13 protein-coding genes, 2 tRNA genes and 1 pseudogene are annotated in these 16973 nt (G+C 43.5%); 7 read left to right on the top strand and 9 right to left on the bottom strand.

Annotated features, from left to right (window positions below):
* Positions 1-7 precede the first annotated feature (7 nt).
* From OCT63_RS07905 to OCT63_RS07890, 4 genes are read left to right on the top strand one after another with little or no spacing between them, the layout of a single operon-like run.
* Entirely contained in the window at positions 8-1105 is a 1098-nt protein-coding gene (locus tag OCT63_RS07905) for an NAD(P)/FAD-dependent oxidoreductase (RefSeq protein ID WP_161672561.1), read from the top strand.
* On the top strand, positions 1089-1385 hold the full coding sequence (locus OCT63_RS07900) for a (2Fe-2S)-binding protein (RefSeq protein WP_054541260.1): 297 nt from the start codon (positions 1089-1091) through the stop codon (positions 1383-1385). Before OCT63_RS07905 ends, OCT63_RS07900 begins: the two co-directional genes overlap by 17 nt.
* Before the next feature lie 11 nt (positions 1386-1396).
* On the top strand, positions 1397-2857 hold the full coding sequence (locus tag OCT63_RS07895) for an NAD(P)/FAD-dependent oxidoreductase (protein ID WP_102489615.1): 1461 nt from the start codon (positions 1397-1399) through the stop codon (positions 2855-2857).
* Positions 2829-3188, top strand: coding sequence for a RidA family protein (locus OCT63_RS07890; protein WP_048611932.1), 360 nt, complete (start codon positions 2829-2831; stop codon positions 3186-3188). Before OCT63_RS07895 ends, OCT63_RS07890 begins: the two co-directional genes overlap by 29 nt.
* A gap of 108 nt (positions 3189-3296) precedes the next feature.
* On the opposite strand, the gene OCT63_RS07885 is transcribed toward OCT63_RS07890, so the two are convergent.
* From OCT63_RS07885 to OCT63_RS07865, 5 genes are all read right to left on the bottom strand, one after another.
* On the bottom strand, positions 3297-4931 hold the full coding sequence (locus OCT63_RS07885; RefSeq protein ID WP_108214528.1) for an FGGY-family carbohydrate kinase: 1635 nt from the start codon (positions 4929-4931) through the stop codon (positions 3297-3299).
* An 11-nt stretch (positions 4932-4942) separates the two neighbouring features.
* Positions 4943-5902, bottom strand: a complete 960-nt coding sequence (locus OCT63_RS07880; RefSeq protein ID WP_269983517.1) for an ABC transporter permease — start codon at positions 5900-5902, stop codon at positions 4943-4945.
* Complete coding sequence (locus OCT63_RS07875) at positions 5902-6900, bottom strand: ABC transporter permease (protein ID WP_132941364.1); 999 nt, start codon at positions 6898-6900, stop codon at positions 5902-5904. Before OCT63_RS07875 ends, OCT63_RS07880 begins: the two co-directional genes overlap by 1 nt.
* Entirely contained in the window at positions 6893-8386 is a 1494-nt protein-coding gene (locus tag OCT63_RS07870; RefSeq protein ID WP_161672562.1) for a sugar ABC transporter ATP-binding protein, read from the bottom strand. Before OCT63_RS07870 ends, OCT63_RS07875 begins: the two co-directional genes overlap by 8 nt.
* A gap of 93 nt (positions 8387-8479) precedes the next feature.
* Complete coding sequence (locus tag OCT63_RS07865) at positions 8480-9454, bottom strand: autoinducer 2 ABC transporter substrate-binding protein (protein ID WP_161672563.1); 975 nt, start codon at positions 9452-9454, stop codon at positions 8480-8482.
* 725 nt (positions 9455-10179) lie between these two features.
* On the opposite strand from OCT63_RS07865, the gene OCT63_RS07860 reads away from it, so the two are divergent.
* From OCT63_RS07860 to OCT63_RS07850, 3 genes and pseudogenes are all read left to right on the top strand, one after another.
* Positions 10180-11115 (top strand): LysR family transcriptional regulator, encoded by a 936-nt coding sequence (locus tag OCT63_RS07860; RefSeq protein WP_123301319.1) that lies wholly within the window; start codon positions 10180-10182, stop codon positions 11113-11115.
* A gap of 192 nt (positions 11116-11307) precedes the next feature.
* Positions 11308-12416: pseudogene (locus OCT63_RS07855) on the top strand (NAD/NADP octopine/nopaline dehydrogenase family protein).
* A gap of 73 nt (positions 12417-12489) precedes the next feature.
* A complete protein-coding gene (locus tag OCT63_RS07850; protein WP_048611918.1) occupies positions 12490-13896 on the top strand; it encodes a YfcC family protein in 1407 nt (468 codons plus the stop codon).
* A gap of 426 nt (positions 13897-14322) precedes the next feature.
* On the opposite strand, the gene OCT63_RS07845 is transcribed toward OCT63_RS07850, so the two are convergent.
* From OCT63_RS07845 to OCT63_RS07830, 4 genes are all read right to left on the bottom strand, one after another.
* Entirely contained in the window at positions 14323-15564 is a 1242-nt protein-coding gene (locus OCT63_RS07845) for an integrase domain-containing protein (protein WP_123301321.1), read from the bottom strand.
* Positions 15565-15750: 186 nt separating this feature from the next.
* A tRNA-Val gene (locus OCT63_RS07840) sits at positions 15751-15827 on the bottom strand.
* A gap of 69 nt (positions 15828-15896) precedes the next feature.
* A tRNA-Val gene (locus OCT63_RS07835) sits at positions 15897-15973 on the bottom strand.
* A 167-nt stretch (positions 15974-16140) separates the two neighbouring features.
* Positions 16141-16803 carry a DUF2726 domain-containing protein gene (locus OCT63_RS07830; RefSeq protein WP_046224114.1) on the bottom strand — a complete coding sequence of 221 codons (663 nt, stop codon included), beginning with the start codon at positions 16801-16803 and terminating at the stop codon, positions 16141-16143.
* Positions 16804-16973: the final 170 nt, after the last annotated feature.

The raw sequence follows: 16973 nt of genomic DNA, 5'->3' as shown, positions 1-16973 counted from the left end.
GAATGTTATGAAACCGGAATATATTGTTGTCGGTGGCGGAATTGTGGGTTGCGCACTAGCTTATGGCCTTCTTAAAGCGGGTCATCAGGTAACAGTACTGGATGGCGGCGACCTCGATCATCGTGCATCTCGTGGCAATTTTGGCTTGGTTTGGTTGTCGAGTAAAGGGCTCGACGCACCTCACTATGCAGCATGGACTCGCCGATCTGTAAAGTTATGGAAAGAGCTCGCAGAAGAATTAGAAAACGTTACCGGACATAAGCTTAACCTAGTGCAAGAAGGGGGATACGATTTCCACTTCTGTGAAGAAGAATTAATGGCTAAAGCTAAGCAGTATGAGCACCTACGTAAGCAATTGAATAGCGACCATCCATATGAAATTTGGGATCGCAAACGCCTAATACAGGAGGAGCCCGAAATTGGCCCTGACGTCGTCGGTGCAATTTACGGAGCAGAAGATGGGCATGTCAATCCATTGAAGTTACTCAATGCGTATACTGCCGCGATCCGAAAGCTCGGTGCTGATTTAATTACTGGAACGAATGTGTCTGATATTAGCCAAGATAAGTCGGGAACGTTTCAAGTCACGTTAGAAGATGGGAGGATTTATTCTAGCGACAAAGTTGTTTTGTCTGCAGGTTTAGGAGCGGCTCAATTAGGCCCAAAACTCAACTTCAAAGCATTAGTCTCTCCTCAAAAAGGGCAAGTTTTAATCACTGAAAAGCTCCCCAAAAAGATGAAGCGTCCCTCCGGTATTATTCGTCAGGTAGATGAAGGTGGTATCCAGATAGGAGACTCTAAGGAAAATGCTGGATTTGACAACAATGACACCATCGAAACTACAGCTGCTATAGCTGAGCGAGCGATTGCTGTTTATCCATTTTTAGAGCACACCAGGCTAATTCGAAGTTGGGGCGCGACTCGAATCGTTTCACCTGATGGCCTACCAATATATCAACAATCAAAAACACATCCAGGTGCTTACCTGGTGAGTTGCCACAGCGGTATTACACTAGCCGCAGTTCATAGTTATTTGTTACCGCATTGGCTTGAGCAATCTACTAACGCACCAGATTTGGAGGTATTCAGTGAAGACAGATTCTAGATTCCAACGACTTGCCTCGGATAAAGAGAAAACATCAATTCAGTTTGAATGGGAAGGTCAATATTACAAGGCGTATGACGGAGATACCATAGCTGCAGCATTGCTAGCAGCAACGGTAGATCATACTCGTACAACGCCTCAATCCGGCTCACCAAGAGCACCGTTTTGTATGATGGGTAGTTGCTTTGAGTGCCGCGTTGAAGTCGATGGAGAACCTAACGTTCAAGCTTGCATGAATTTGATTAAAGACGGCATGAAAATTCGCCGACAAACAATGTAATAGGAGGTTTCATGCTGGAACAATCAAACATGAATTTTGATGTGTGTGTGATCGGAGCTGGGCCTGCAGGAATGTCAGCAGCAGTTCAATGCTCTATGGCGGGAGCAAATGTCATGGTTATCGACGAACAAGCTCGTCCAGGAGGCCAAATTTATAGAGCCATACAAGAATCAGGTCACCCACACGGACATATATTTGGGCCAGATTATTTAAGAGGTGCCGAACTCGTTAAAACTTTTAACCAAGCTAACATCTCTTATTTCTCTGGCGCTACGCTATGGCGAATTGATTCAGACAACGCGGTTTATTGGAGTCGCGATGGGAAAGCTCAAAAAGCGACCGCGAAGAAAATCATCATAGCAACGGGGGCGATTGAGAGACCATTCCCATTCTCAGGTTGGACACTACCAGGGGTGATGACTGCAGGGGCTTGCCAAATCATGATGAAAACATCAGGCATTGTCCCTAAAGATGCAATCTTGGTTGGAACAGGTCCCCTTCTCTACCTACTCGCCGTACAGATGAGCGATGCCGGCGCTACACCGAAGGCCATTGTCGATACTCAGCAAAGCGCAAGTTACTTTAAAGCAGCCGGATATTGGTTGAATGCATGGCAAGGACGCAATTACATAGCCAAAGGCTTAACGCTCCTTTCCAAAATTCATAAGCTTGGGATCAAGCGTCATACATCTGCTACTCACATTGAAGCACTAGGTAACCAACATTTAGAAGGTTTAACCTTTCAAAGTTCAGGAAGAACCGTCGAACTTAAAGGTGAAACTGTCTTAGCACATATTGGAGTGATTCCTAACGTCCAACTCACTCGCGCTATGGGGTTGGAACATGTTTGGGATTCATTACAAGTTTGCTGGAAGCCTAAGTTAGACAGTAACAACATGAGTTCACGTTACGGTGTGTTTGTTGCTGGCGACAGCGGGGGCATTGGAGGAGCACTCGTTGCAGAATTACAAGGGGAACTCGTCGCACAAAATACTCTGCAAGATCTTGAGCTTAACGGTAATCCCATAACTAAAAATAACGATAACCCCATAAAAACAATAATAAACAAAGAGCTATCGGTACGACCGTTTCTTGATGCGCTGTACACCCCACCTAAGCAAGCCCTCACCCCCAGCGACCAAACGATCGTTTGTCGGTGTGAAGAAGTAACAGCAAAACAAATCCGCGATCACGTAGATCAGGGAGCCTGTGGGATTAATCAAATAAAAACGTTCACTCGTTGTGGCATGGGCCCGTGTCAAGGACGCCATTGCGGCTCAACGGTGGCCCATATTATTAGTGACAAAGTCGGCATTTCAATGGAAAAAGTAGGCTACTACCGACTACGCAACCCTATTAAACCATTGAAACTTGGAGAGCTAGCAAGTCTCACCCCCGCAAAGAGTTCATTTATTAAAAAGTATAACAAAGGAAATACTAAATATGAGCAAGATACAGAGACTGCATACTAATCAACGTATGAGCAAAATTGTAACCCATAACGACATAGTATACTTATGTGGTCAAGTCGGAGTCCGTGGCACAAGCGTTACGGAGCAAACAAGAGAAGCGCTTACAAGAGTAGAAAGCCTTCTTGTTGAAGCAGGAAGTGATTGTCAGCATGTTTTACAGGTCACAGTATGGCTAGCTGATATGAGCGATTTCAATGAAATGAATGCAGTATGGGATGAATGGTTTGATGAAGGGTTCGCACCTGCGCGCGCTTGTGGCGAAGCGAAACTCGCTAGCCCTGAACTCAAAGTCGAGCTACTTGTGACTGCAGCACGCAAAACCAATATTTAAAATTTGTAGCGATTATCCACCGGTGAAGCCCATGTGTTAACGGTCTAGTTATTGAACTAGACCGTTAACAGAACCATAAATTACATTTTGAAATATATGAGGGCTTGTCTAAAATTCTCCCATTAAACGTTTGTACTCCACGTCATCTTCATACATTTTGTGGAATACTTTATATTTCGCATCATAGAACCGCTTAATCTTTTCAGTTTGTGGCATTACGCTCTTACTGATGCGACTCATGGCATTCATAGCGTCTGGGATATCACTGTAGAAGTCAGCGGCGACAGAGCCGAGCATTGCAGAGCCCAACAATACGGCTTCGCTTTCTTCAGGCAACAAAATCATACAGCTAGTGGCGTTAGCATGTTCCTGTAAGAAGACACTATTCTTAGTACCACCACCGCAAGCCATAATGGTATCAATCTCATATCCAGCTTCGTTCATCACTTCAATGATATGACGTGTACCTAAAGCAATACCTTGTAACGTTGCAAGATATTGCATCGCCATATCATCAATGGTTTTAGACATTTTAAGGCCAGTAATAGTGCCAGTTAAATGAGGATTAGCACGTGGCGAACGGTTGCCATGGAAGTAAGGCAACACATGAATATCTTTCGTCAAAAAAGCTATATCTTCTTTGCTACCAGCAAGTTCTAACAAACGGTTATTAAGCAATTGATAGATGGTTTGACCCAATTTATCGGCCTGCTCTTTAGCTCTGTCATAGATTGGATGTGAAGTAATAATATGATCAATCAAAGCACCCGTTGCTGATTGTCCCCCCTCATTAAGCCAATAACCAGGTATCATTGCCCCGTAGTATGCCCCCCAAACCCCATCGATAAAACGTGCCGTTTTTGATGCCGCCATATGGCAAGAAGAGGTTCCACCAATTAAAGCCAAACGTTTATTGAAATCCGCTTTTTCACCCGTCATCCCCGCAGCACCTAATACCCCTATACCACCAGCATGTGCATCGATGATTGAGGTACCAACGGCTGTTCCGGCCACCAGGCCGAGATCATCCGCCGCATGAACCGTTAGTCCATCCCCGACAGGCTGACCCATTGGTAAAATACGATCGCCAATTGATTGCGCGTTATCTTCAAGTAAGTCTTCTAAACCTATCAGTTCAAAGAAACTCTTATCCCACTTACTTTCGTGACCAAGGTAAGTCCATTTACATACAGTTGAACAAAGCGATCGACTAGCATCAAAGGTAGCTTTCCAAGTCAGAAAATCTGGTAAGTCAAAGAAATAGCCTGCTTTAGACCATGTATTGGGCATATTTTGTTTTAGCCATAATAGCTTTGGTGTTTGCATTTCTGGCGAAATACGGTTGCCAACGTATGCCAACACTGGGTGTTCAGTAGTGTTGATACGATCTGCTTGTGTAATAGCACGGTGATCCATCCACATCACAATATTCTGTTCACTACGACCAGTTGGGCTAACTGTTAAAGGTTCTCCTTTGTTGTCCAATACAACAAGCGAGCATGTAGCATCAAAACCAATGCCTTTTACTTGAATAGGATCGATGTTCGCTTGTGAAACGGCGTCTTTTACTGCCAAACACACACACTGCCAAATATTTTCTGAAGATTGCTCAACGAAGTCTGCTTGCGGCTTAAACATTTGGGTATCGCGTTTCGCTTCACCGACTTTACGCCCATGAGCATCGAATACGCCAGCTCTTGCACTACCACTGCCTACGTCAACACCGATAAAATAAATACTCATATCCTTCCCCGTTAAGCCTTATTTTTTTGTAAGAAGATAAATAGGATCAAGATGCCGCCCCACAGCGCCATAGTGAGATAACTGCTCACTCCCAGTAAATTAAGACCACTTTCTAACGTTTGCAGTACAATCAGTGCTAAGCCAATACCAATAATGCGTCCAAAACCACCATCTGGATTGATGCCACCGAGCACTGAGGCCAAAATCGCAATTAATAGATAAGACTCTCCATAACCAGCTTTAGCTGAGTTGAATTTTGCCATCATTACAATTGCGGCCGCCCAACATAGAATTGAAGAGAGCGCATATACATACAGTGTGGCTTTTTGAGTATTGATTCCTGAGAATCGTGTGGCTTTCTCGTTAGAACCCATCAAGTAAATCGTGCGACCAAGACTTGTATGCTCAAGTAAAGCCCATAAACCAATCGCAAAACCGACAAACAAGATAAGTGGCATAGGGATGCCCATTAACGAGCCATTACCTAAAACCAACAGTGCTTCAGGGAATCCTGAGATTACGCTGCCACCTGAGATAAGGACATTAAGGCCATTGCTCAACGTCATCATGCCCAAAGTAGCAAGAATTGGAGAGACTCCAACGTAAGCGATTAATGCTCCGTTAAGAAGGCCAATTACTACTGCTGTAATCAGACCACCCGCCAGTGCTAATACCAACATTGCAAAGCTATCTGGTGCTTGGGTTATGATGCTCGCCATAACTAAGCCACATGCATTAGTAGTAGCGATGATTGATAGGTTAATACCACCAGTCAACATACATACTGCCATTGCCAATGCGAGTAAACCTAATAGCGGCATTTGCGATGACATCGATTGTAAGTTGCCGATTGAGAAAAATGCTTGACCGCTGGTAAAGCCCATCACCACCAAAATACCAACTAAAATAACCAACAAGTAACGAATGTTCTTATCCGTTGGCAGCTTTAAACTATTTAGAACCTGTTCCATTATGCCCCCTGCGCTGCTTGTTTTTTCTCATTAATCGCGGTCATGCTGATACTGCAAACAATAATCAAACCCGTCACAACGGTGTGCCAGTAAGAAGGCACGCTCAATAGTGTTAAACCGTTTTTCACCACCGCTAACAAAATCACACCTAAAATCACACCGAATAAGGTTCCTTTGCCTCCCGTCATACTCGTTCCACCAAGTACTACAGCCGCAAGCACAGTAAGCTCAAAACCCATTAAAGAGTTTGGCGCCACCGATTGAGTAATTTGTGTTTGAACTACTGACGCAATACCCGCTAGCGCTCCCATGTAACCATACACAAACAAATTGATGCCAAAGAGGTTTATACCGATACGGCTCGCGGCATCAGCATTACCACCCACAGCGTATATTTGACGGCCTAAACGTGTTTTCGACATTAAAAACGACGTTAGCGCAATCATGGCAATTAAAGTCAGAATTGGCAGTGACAAGCCATAGTCATAACCATCGCTTCCAGTGAAACTAAATAACTCAATACCGTCCATAAACCAATCAGGGAAACCATATAGCCACTCGCCATTGCTAAAATAAATCAGTAGGCCGAAGAACAGGTTCAACGTGGAAATGGTTATGATGATCGCCGGTACTTTAAGCTTATAAACCAATGTTGCGTTAATCATACCCAGTAGCACACCAACCAATGCGGCAATACCAAAGGCAATCATAAAGTTACCACCAATACTTAGAATGTATGTGGCCGCAACATATTGGGCAATTGCTGCCGTGGCGGGAAATGAAATATCAATCCCACCAGCAATAAGTACTACAAATAGACCACAAGCCATGATGCCAAGTAACGCCGAGCTTACTGACATATCGAAGATATTACCTAACGTAAGAAAATCTTCTGATGTCGCTGTCAGTACCGCCACAATCAGTACGATCATAACGGAGAGATAGAATTCGTGACGCTTGCTAAACGAAGCCAATTGGCGCTTAAATTGATTATGCATTGACGGCCTCCATGATTTGTTGCTCTGAGCAATTAGTCGGTTGGAAGTCATGGGTAAAACGTCCTTCTTTCATCACAATCACTCGGTGACTGTTGTAAAACACTTCAGGGATTTCATCACTCACCATAATGATCGCCATACCACTTGCTGCAAGGTCTTTGGCAATGTTGTAGATGGCTTCTTTGTTAGCGACATCAACACCGACGGTCGGTGAGTCAAGAATCAGAACTTCGGGCTCTGCCGCGATCCACTTGGCAATCGATATGCGCTGCGCGTTACCACCAGAAAGGCTAGTAACAGGCAATTTTGGATCTGCGACTTTGATTGATAGTGATGAGATAAGCTTTGACACTAGCTTGTTGGCTTTAAGATGGTCCAGTACACCCGATGGCTTTTGTAGACGCTTTAGTACCGAAGCAGTAATGTTGTCTTGAATCGACTGGTCCATGACTAATCCAGTTGACATGCGGTCTTCTGATACATAACCAATCCCTTGCGCGATCGCATCACGATTGGAGCTAAACGACGTCAGTTGGCCATTAATTAGGATTTCGCCGCTGTCAGGCTTATTCATCCCAAATAATGCCATGCAAAGCTCGGTACGACCCGCTCCAAGTAATCCAGTAATGGAGACGATTTCACCTGCACGAACCGACAATGACACATCGTGATATTGACCTTGTTTAGTCAGGTTTTTTACTTCTAGCTTCACATCACCTTGTTGTTGATATGGCGCTAAAGGCGAAAATTCAAAACGTTGACCTGTCATTAAAAATGCCAACTCGTCGCTATCCACTTCATCGGCTTGATAGGTACCAATGGTACGGCCATCACGGATAACGGTAATGCGATCAGAGATCTCCATCACTTCGTCGAGCTTGTGGCTAACAAATACAACGGTAACACCTTTCGATTTTAGGTCTGCAACAACTTCGATCAGGTGATTAACCTCAGTACGAGTTAACGAAGCGGTTGGCTCATCCATGATCATTAGCTTGGCGTCAGACGCCATCGCTCGACAAATTGCAACCAATTGACACTCTGCAATCGAAAGTTGCTCTACACGCTTATCCAATGGTAGCTTCACGCCGACTTTCGCCATTGCTTTAATCGCAATCTCTTCGATACGCTTTTGCTGAACTAATCCTTTTGTCCACTCAACATGATCTTGAATAGCTATGTTTTCTGCGACGGTAAGGTTAGGGAAAAGCGACAAGTCTTGATAAATAACTTGAATGCCATGTTCAATTGATTGTTGCGGATTTAAGCGTGGATAATTTTTACCTTCAAGTAGAATTTCAGCACCTTTTTCCGGCGCATGGACACCCGAAATCACTTTGAACAATGTGCTTTTACCACAGCCATTCTTTCCAGCTAAACAGTGTACTTCGCCTTGGTTGAAGGTTAGGTTAATACCATCCAAGGCTATCACAGAGCCAAAATGTTTTGACACCTTTTTGAGGGTAATGAAAGGAGTACCAGACATATGAATTTCCATAAATCATGGGGTAGAATTGCACTACCCCGAAGTTATTGCTTGTTATCGGTAAAACATTAACGAACTTGTCAAAGTTAACGCCTAGAAGCCAAGTTGACGTGCGTTTGTTTTATCAACTTCAAGGATCTTATTAAATTTCACTACACGTTTTTCAGTATCGATTTCAGCATCACCCAAACCTTTAACGTTTACTCCATCTGTTACTGCTTTGCCATCAAGCATTTGTTTTGCAACAGCAACCATCGCATAGCCAGCATCGGCAGGGTTCCACAAGTATCCTTTATCAATCTCGCCGCGCATCAAGTAAGGTGCAGCTTGGCTTGGCATTAAGATGCCTACAACACTGATCTTATCTTTAGCTCGTTTCTTCTTAATCGCTTCCCCAGCACCAATGCCACCTAGAGAACCATAAGAAACAATACCTGCCATATCAGGGTGAGCCTTCATCAAGTCGTTGGTCGCTGCGTATGATTGATCGATACTTTCAGCAACAGGCATGCGGCTGGTCACTTCATACATTTCTGGGTAAGTTTGCTTTTGGTAATCTATTGCTAAATTTGCCCAGTTATTATGTAACGGCACAGTAAGTGAACCTACGTAAACAGCATATCCACCTTTCTCATCCATATTTTTTGCAAGCTCATCCATCGTCACTTTCGCATAGGATTGATTATCAATAGTTTCGATATCCCAATCAGCTCCGTGCCCGTCCGGAGATTCGTGAGTTAAAACGATAATGCCCTTCTCACGTGCCTTCTTGAATACCGGCTCAAGAACCGTTACATCATTTGGCACAACCGTAATTGCATCGACACCTTTAGCAATCAAGTCTTCAATAATTTTTACTTGTTGTGCTGGATCTGGTGTAGAAGGACCAAGTTGGCGTGCGTTAACACCAAAGTCAGTTGCTGCTTGTTCAATACCTTTGTTCATTTGGTTAAACCAAGGAATACCAGATACTTTAACGACGTTTACAATTTCATAGTCTTTAGCGTGTACACCTGCAGCAGCAAGAGCAAGAGTTAGTGCAGCAGCTTTTAGTAATACCTTTTTCATGTCCATCAATCCTTTTTTATTATGTGTAGGGTTCAATAAAATTGACAAATACATGCTATCTCATAGTTCAATACAAAAATTACCATGCACAACCAAACCGTGACACAAACACAGTAACGTTAATTTTGACGATCGATAAAGTTAATTAATGGTTAAAATGACACGCCAAGGTATTTAAATAACGGAAAAATACGAATTAAATAACAATTTACCAACAGAAGCATAACAAGATATATTCATATTTTAGCCTGGAGAATGTTAGGTGGAGAATCAGATTTTAGTGGCTAATATTAATGAGTGTTTTATTGGTAAAAACCAGACAATGGTCACTACGTATGAGGCGGAAATTCAATATTTCTTGTATGGAGAGATAACTATTACGGGAACAATGTTATTGATAATTGATAAATACGCTTAGGGGGTGTAATTAAATAACGAATGCAACTACTCCTACTTTCTCTGCTAGCTTCAGTGCTTCTGCTTTAAATTAAGGGGAGCGTTTAATTGTAGTTTTCTTGGTTGTCATTGTTCACCTCTTTCGCGATTGTACTCACTTAACTCGATGTCCAAAAAGTGCCGGGGCGGATCACTGTCTAAAACGACTTTTAGTTGAGCTTTATTCACTTTAAACTTGCCAAGAAATTGTTGATTACTCATTGCAGCTCAAGGTATTCCACTAGAGCTTCTGGTAATTTCATCGATTCCTGTATCCAGAGCTGTATGTAATGAAGCTAACCCAACTCAATGCTTTTAAAGCCATTGTTGAATGTCAAACCGTCACTGCCGCGGCAGAGCGCTTATCGCTTAGTCAATCCGCTGTCAGTCGACTATTAGCCAGTTTAGAACAAAGAATTGGCTTTCAACTTTTTACTCGTAAACGAAATCGCTTGGAGCTTAGTAATGAGGGAGAAGCCTTCTATATTGAAGTCTCCAAAGTCTTTGATGCTGTATCAAGTCTCGATCACGCTGCGCATTCAATTCGCTCGCGCCATTTCGGGACACTGAATATTGCTGCGATGCCTCTTCTCTCAAACGCCTTTTTGCCCAGAATCTTGGCGGTCTTTTTAAAGCAAGCGCCTAAAGTCAAAGTCGGATTTAAAACATATCGTTCCGAAGAGGTGATTCAGCGGGTTCAAAGTCAAACAACAGATATTGGCTTTGCGTTTATTGATGATCACCTCGCGGGTGTAAAAGCACAAAAAGTAGAATGCGAATGCGTCTGTCTTATCCCCTCCGATTCGCCACTGGCCAAACGCTCGGTCATAGACATCTACGATATCGCGGGTCAAGTGCTCATCCGCCACGAAAAGGATATTACTCAGAGAAGAGTCGATGCATTGTTACGTCGCTATGACCTATCAACGATTGAGCAAATCGAAGTCTCACTGGCAAGCACCGCTGCAACCTTAGTTCGAGAAGGCGTCGGGATCGCGATCACTGATCCATTTACCGCTTACATGGAAAGCGAGCACCCAAAGGTCGTAATGAAACCACTAGTATTCGGCCTGCCGTTTGAATTTGATATTCTCTACCCTTCGTTAAAGCCCATTCACCGAAATGCGGAACAGTTCATTGAGCAATTCATGTTACAAGCTGACGCGATGAATATTCAGCTCAAAATCGGGCCAATGCGAAACCTCAATGAATATGATTCTGAGTAAGTTCACAGTTACAGAGATGCCAGACTACTTTGGTGAAATCAATTTATACTAATAAAGTCAATGCCTTGAGATAACACTAGTCGCTCATCATTCCTTTTTTGCATACTAGTCTCCAGCTTAATCATTGGCGACGAATATGCCTTCTTCCTTAAGCTCTCAACCAGAAAAACAAAAATCAATAAGGAAGAAATTATGAAAACGCGCGTCTCTGTGATTGGCTCCGGTAATGCTGGATTAACAGCTGCCTATCACTTTACCCTACAAGGTGCTGATGTCTGCCTCTATGGCTCGCCAGGTTTTGACCATCCTCTGGCAGACATAGAACAACGAGGAGGGATCTGTGCACTTGAAAGCTTTAATGACGTTGAACTGACTTACAGTGGCTTTCAGGTGTGTGACAAAATCAGCCGCGATCTGGCAGAGACAGTCTCATATGCCAACTTACTCGTCTTACCGGTTCCATCATTTGCGCAAGAGCCACTCTTTACTCAAATGCTGCCTCATTTACGTGATGGCCAAATTATCATGCTTATGCCAGGGAATTATGGCTCATTAGCGCTAAATCGAATTAAAAATGAACAAGGGTTTGCCCATTTAGATATCACTTTTGTTGACGCAATCTCGATTCCCTGGGCAACTCGAATTGTTGGGCCTGCAGAGATCGCTATTTTAGGCATGAAAGAGCACCTTCCTGTCGCCGCTTATCCTGCAAATCGAACGGAAGAGGCTATTGCAGCCTTACAAACTGTGATGCCATTACCTCTAACAAGGCTTAGTAATGTCATTGAAGCCGGATTAGAAAACATCAACTTTGGCGGACATCCATTACTAACAACACTCAATATTGGCTTACTAGAAAACTTCGATGGCCAATTCAATTACTACAAAGATTGCTGCTCAGTTTCAACAGCAAAAGCGGCAGCAGTAATGGAGTCAGAACGTCAATCCATAGGCAAAGCGCTAGGATTACAACTGTTGCCTGAGCTTCAAGCAATGAATGCCCTTTACGGTATGAAATGTGAAAGTGTTTATGAGGTTAACCGCACTTCAGAAACCCACGGCAAACTGAACAGCGCACCCAACTCAGCCAGCAACCGATACATCACGGAAGATGCCGCTTACCTTCTCGTCCCTTGTTACGAGCTCGGTAAACTGGTCGGTATTGACACACCTATGGTGACATCTTGTCTGCACATCGACAATGCGTATAACGAGACCAATTATTTCGAATCTGGAAGAACATTAAAAAAATGGGACTTGGCGATATGTCCGCTCAACAAATCATGGAATTCGTTAGCTAACGTGAAGGAACAGCTTTTGGGCTAAATCCGACCAATGGGGCTTCGGCCCCATAAGAAATAAAAGGACATCGTAATGACAAAATTTAAATTCCCTTCTGCCTACACAATTTTGATGATACTGACCGTACTAATGGCCATTTTAACTTGGGTTATCCCGGCCGGTCAGTACCAGATGGAAACCAATGAAACACTAGGCCGTATGGTGCCAATGGTTGGTACGTATCAAACCGTTGATTCAAACCCTCAAGGTATCGTCGATATTTTAATGGCACCAATTCAAGGCTTCTATGACCCAGGTAGCTACGTGGCGCGTGCAGTGGACGTCGCCCTATTTGTATTGGTTATCGGTGGATTTTTGGCTGTAGTAACCCAAACCGGCGCGATTGATGCTGGCATCGCCGGAACCATGAAACGCCTATCAGGTCGCGAGAAATGGATGATCCCTATACTAATGGGGTTGTTTGCGCTGGGTGGTACCGTTTACGGCATGGCGGAAGAAACTATTCCTTTTTACGCTCTGCTGATACCTGTAATGATCGCAGCAGGCTACGACAGTATCGTTGGCGTTGCTATTATCATGGTTGGTGCTGGTATTGGCTGTTTAGGCTCTACTATTAACCCTTTTGCAACTGTCATTGCCTCTAACGCAGCTGAAATCAATTTTATGGAGGGCTTTGCTCTGCGTGCCGTGATCCTTGTTCTTGGTTGGATCGTTTGTGTTATCTATGTCATGCGCTATGCAGAGAAAGTGAAAAATAACCCTGAGCTTTCAATCGTCGCTCACCAGAAAGAGTCAAACTTAGAATATTTCCTGCACAGTAAAAAGCAAGAAACACCAGAACTAAACAACACACGTAAAGCGGTACTGGCTATCTTCGGTTTAACTTTCGCCGTTATGATGTGGGGCGTATCCGCAGCAGGATGGTGGATGGCTGAACTCTCCGCTCTATTTCTTGGCTCAAGCATTCTTGTTGGCTTCGTTGGCCGGATGTCAGAAGTTGAAATTACCGACAGTTTTGTAAACGGAGCGCGCGATCTTCTGGGAGTGGCCCTGATCATCGCTATTGCTCGTGGCCTTGTGGTCGTCATGGATAACGGCAACATAACCCACACCATTTTGCATTACGCGGAAGGCTTATTAGGTGGGTTAAACGAAATCGCATTCATCAATGCTATCTACTGGGTCGAAGCCGTGATGTGTTTGGTCGTTCCCTCTTCTTCAGGGCTTGCGGTACTCTCAATGCCAGTTCTTGCCCCACTCGCGGATTTTGCTGGTGTTGGCCGTGAACTGGTTGTCACTGCCTACCAATCTGCCTCTGGTTTACCAAACCTTGTGACACCGACATCGGGCGTTGTGATGGGCGGTCTAGCCATTGGGCGAGTCGCTTACTCATCTTGGCTAAAATTCATTGGTCCATTGCTTGGCGTACTTTGTACCATGGTCATGATTCTTCTAAGTATTGGCGTTGTGATCAGCTAATCGGGCTGAAGTATACACCCAACAGCAACGTCAATTAGCTGTAGATTAAAGTTCATCTCGGGGCTGGCTATCCCCTTTAGAGGTGAACTTTGTTTATTCAGCATTAATGAATAGTGACAAAATTGCATATTGAGTTTCTGATAGATTGATTTAACGCAGTCTTAAGAAAGAGAAACGGCTCTAAGGTGCTCTGCTCCCTCCAGTAGAACTGGACACTTCACTAAGCAATTTTCCGATACCAAAAGTTATTCGAATTTTTCTAATTTAAGTGATGAATGTAAGAATATTTTGTCCAGTTTTGAGTCACGATGCCAACGGAATGTGTGTACGACTTTATCGTGACTTGTCAGCAAAGCTGTCAGAACGAGTATGAGCTAGTACAGTTAAAGTATGTAAGTTATACGTTGCTTTTGCACTCCCATACAACTAACCCACAACCTTAAGGCTCTTTTTACCACTCATCGACAAGCTTCCCGTTGCAGCCCCTTCAATATGATCACTCCACCACGCCATGAGAACTTTACGACGCTCAAGGTAATCAGTACGGTTGTATGCGCTTCTTACCTTATCTCTATCTACATGAGAAAGTGCAGCTTCAATAATGTCTGGGTCAAAGTTCTGTTCATTTAGAGTGGTACTAGCTAATGCGCGTAAACCGTGAGAAGTTTGCCTGCCCTTCATGCCCATTCTTACTAATGCTTTATTTGCTGTCTCTTTGTTGATGTGATTTTTGTTACTTTTGTCTGCAGGGAAAAGGTATTCACTATCACCTGTGATGAAATCAATAGTTTCTAATAGATCTAGAGTTTGTTTTGTTAAAGGGACAGTATGTACTCTCCCCTTTTTCATTCTTTCAGCAGGAATAACCCAAAGCATCTTTTCTTTATCAATTTCATCCCAACGTGCCCCGGCCGTTTCAGTTGGTCTTGTCATGGTATGAAGTTGCCATTCTAGCAAGCAGCGAGTGATAGGTTTAATTGACGCGTAGTTGATTGTTTTGAGGAGCTCAGGAAGTTCATCAGGAGTTAACGAAGCTTGATTGGTCACCTTAGCTGTTTCAAAGGCTTTACCAATGCCTGCAAGCTTGTTGTGCTCAATCACACCAGTATTTACTGCAAAGGTCATTATCTCATTGAGGTTGCGACACAAGCGCCCTACTGTTTCTAATTTACCTTGGTTCGCAATGGGTTTAATTGTTTTGATCGCTTGAGGGGCTGTTATATCACCAAGGGGAAACTTACCTAGGTCAGGTAAGAGGTACTTCTCAATACGTTGCTTCAATTTCTTAGCCGTTTGCTCTTTGACGCTTGTTTTCTTAACTTCAATCCAGTCATCAAATACTGCTTGCAATGTGTTTGATAGCTCGAGCTGCTTTGTTCTAAGCGTATTATCACGATGCTCTTTTGGATCAATACCGTCTGCAAGAAGCTCTCTTGCCTCAATAGCTTTAGTTCTTGCTTTGGCTAGGGAGATATCAGGGTACTTACCTAAGGCTAGGTTCAAGCGCTTTCGTGAAATGGGGTGATAATATGAAAAACGCCATAGTTTTGTTCCTATGGGCTTAATCTTCAATGATAATCCATCACCGTCACCTAAATTATATTCTTTCTCTTTAGGCTTTGCTTGTTTGATTTGAGTAGCCGTTAAAGGCTGTACCTTTTTCGCCATCGTAACCCCCTGAAGTAACCTCGAAATTGCTTAGATCTTAAAAGACTACTTCAGAGATTACTTTAAACGGTGGATTTTACAACACATCACGGGATCTCTTGGGACCAAGAAATGGTTAAGAGTCTGATAAAACAAGGAATTATAGGCACAAAAAAGCCCACACTAGGTGGGCTCTTTCGTATAATGTGGTGCCCGCTACTGGACTCGAACCAGTGACACCTTGCATGTCATGCAAGTACTCTAACCAACTGAGCTAAGCGGGCGATGTTCTAATTTCTTATTACTACCATTGTGACAAACTCAATAGTTATGCAATAAAAACAAATAAGGAATGGTGCGTCCGAGTGAACTCGAATCACCGACCCCCGCCATGTCAAGGCGGTACTCTAACCAACTGAGCTACGGACGCATTCCTTTAGAACGAGAAAGATATTAACGACTGATTTATCGTGGTGCAAGTTAAAATTACACTTGAATCAACCGTTTGCTCTTATTCGCATCAATGCGTTGCTTTTTTAGACGAAAAACGTAAATAAAGTTGAGTTGCATCACACTCAATGTACGCCCTACTTTGCTTTATTCGTCATCCACATCGAACACCACATTGTAGTTCTCGGTATACGTACAGTTTGGCTGGCGGCTACAAGTGAAAAAGCGTCGACCTTTATGGTCGCCTTGACTTGCTAACTTGATGATCATCGGGCTGCCACATTTTTTACAGAATCGAACTTCTTTTGATGGTTCAATTAAATCGATGTGTGCCGCCAGCAACCGCTTCAAACGGCTCACTTGATAGCTGTGTTTAATAGATGCACCAATCAGTGGTAAGCCTGCCGATTTACACACGTGAATCAGTAGCTTTTCTCGATCGGCCTTTCCCTTGTTGAGCTCTTTGCCGTTATCAAGTTCAATAATTACGCGAGGCTCTAACGTTCGCGGGTCGCAGACCACAAAATCAAAGTAGCTACGTGAGATTTTGTTGTTGGCGATAAACCAATTCTTCTTGTTATTAGCCTTAGCGGGGACAAGAACGTTCGACATGCTGACCTTGGCAAACACTTCACCATGATTGCCCACAGCGGATTTAAGTGCGTTATAAAATGTCGCCTGTTGCGCCGACATCAACGACCCTTTTTTCTGATAAGCATGATCTTTGGTGTCATCATGCTTCACTAGATACTTTTGGATAAAGTAAAAGAACACAACCAGAACAATTACAACGATAAAGATATTAGTCATTTTCCAACACAATCACGTCTGTATAGGGATTAAGATAGTGGCTAGCGTATGTAGAAAAGCATCACGTGGCAAGCAAAAGAGCGAGAGTTGCCAACCAGAATCACGACCTTTGAACTCTGTAATCACCAAGAGGTCGCTCTTACGCTAAACACATCTCTCCTATTTGCTAA

The sequence above is a fragment of the Vibrio sp. RW genome, from assembly GCF_027587105.1.
Lineage (GTDB): Bacteria > Pseudomonadota > Gammaproteobacteria > Enterobacterales > Vibrionaceae > Vibrio > Vibrio toranzoniae.
Note: the sequence above shows the minus strand (reverse complement) of the source record. Positions and strands in the feature narration are given on the sequence as shown.

What these genes read in the sequence shown, in the direction of transcription:
- OCT63_RS07905 (WP_161672561.1), top strand. Translation starts at nt 8, where the DNA reads ATGAAACCGGAATATATTGTTGTCGGTGGCGGAATTGTGGGTTGCGCA.
- OCT63_RS07895 (WP_102489615.1), top strand. Translation starts at nt 1,397, where the DNA reads ATGCTGGAACAATCAAACATGAATTTTGATGTGTGTGTGATCGGAGCT.
- OCT63_RS07890 (WP_048611932.1), top strand. Translation starts at nt 2,829, where the DNA reads ATGAGCAAGATACAGAGACTGCATACTAATCAACGTATGAGCAAAATT.
- OCT63_RS07885 (WP_108214528.1), bottom strand. Translation starts at nt 4,931, where the DNA reads ATGAGTATTTATTTTATCGGTGTTGACGTAGGCAGTGGTAGTGCAAGA.
- OCT63_RS07880 (WP_269983517.1), bottom strand. Translation starts at nt 5,902, where the DNA reads ATGGAACAGGTTCTAAATAGTTTAAAGCTGCCAACGGATAAGAACATT.
- OCT63_RS07875 (WP_132941364.1), bottom strand. Translation starts at nt 6,900, where the DNA reads ATGCATAATCAATTTAAGCGCCAATTGGCTTCGTTTAGCAAGCGTCAC.
- OCT63_RS07870 (WP_161672562.1), bottom strand. Translation starts at nt 8,386, where the DNA reads ATGTCTGGTACTCCTTTCATTACCCTCAAAAAGGTGTCAAAACATTTT.
- OCT63_RS07865 (WP_161672563.1), bottom strand. Translation starts at nt 9,454, where the DNA reads ATGAAAAAGGTATTACTAAAAGCTGCTGCACTAACTCTTGCTCTTGCT.
- OCT63_RS07860 (WP_123301319.1), top strand. Translation starts at nt 10,180, where the DNA reads ATGAAGCTAACCCAACTCAATGCTTTTAAAGCCATTGTTGAATGTCAA.
- OCT63_RS07850 (WP_048611918.1), top strand. Translation starts at nt 12,490, where the DNA reads ATGACAAAATTTAAATTCCCTTCTGCCTACACAATTTTGATGATACTG.
- OCT63_RS07845 (WP_123301321.1), bottom strand. Translation starts at nt 15,564, where the DNA reads ATGGCGAAAAAGGTACAGCCTTTAACGGCTACTCAAATCAAACAAGCA.
- OCT63_RS07830 (WP_046224114.1), bottom strand. Translation starts at nt 16,803, where the DNA reads ATGACTAATATCTTTATCGTTGTAATTGTTCTGGTTGTGTTCTTTTAC.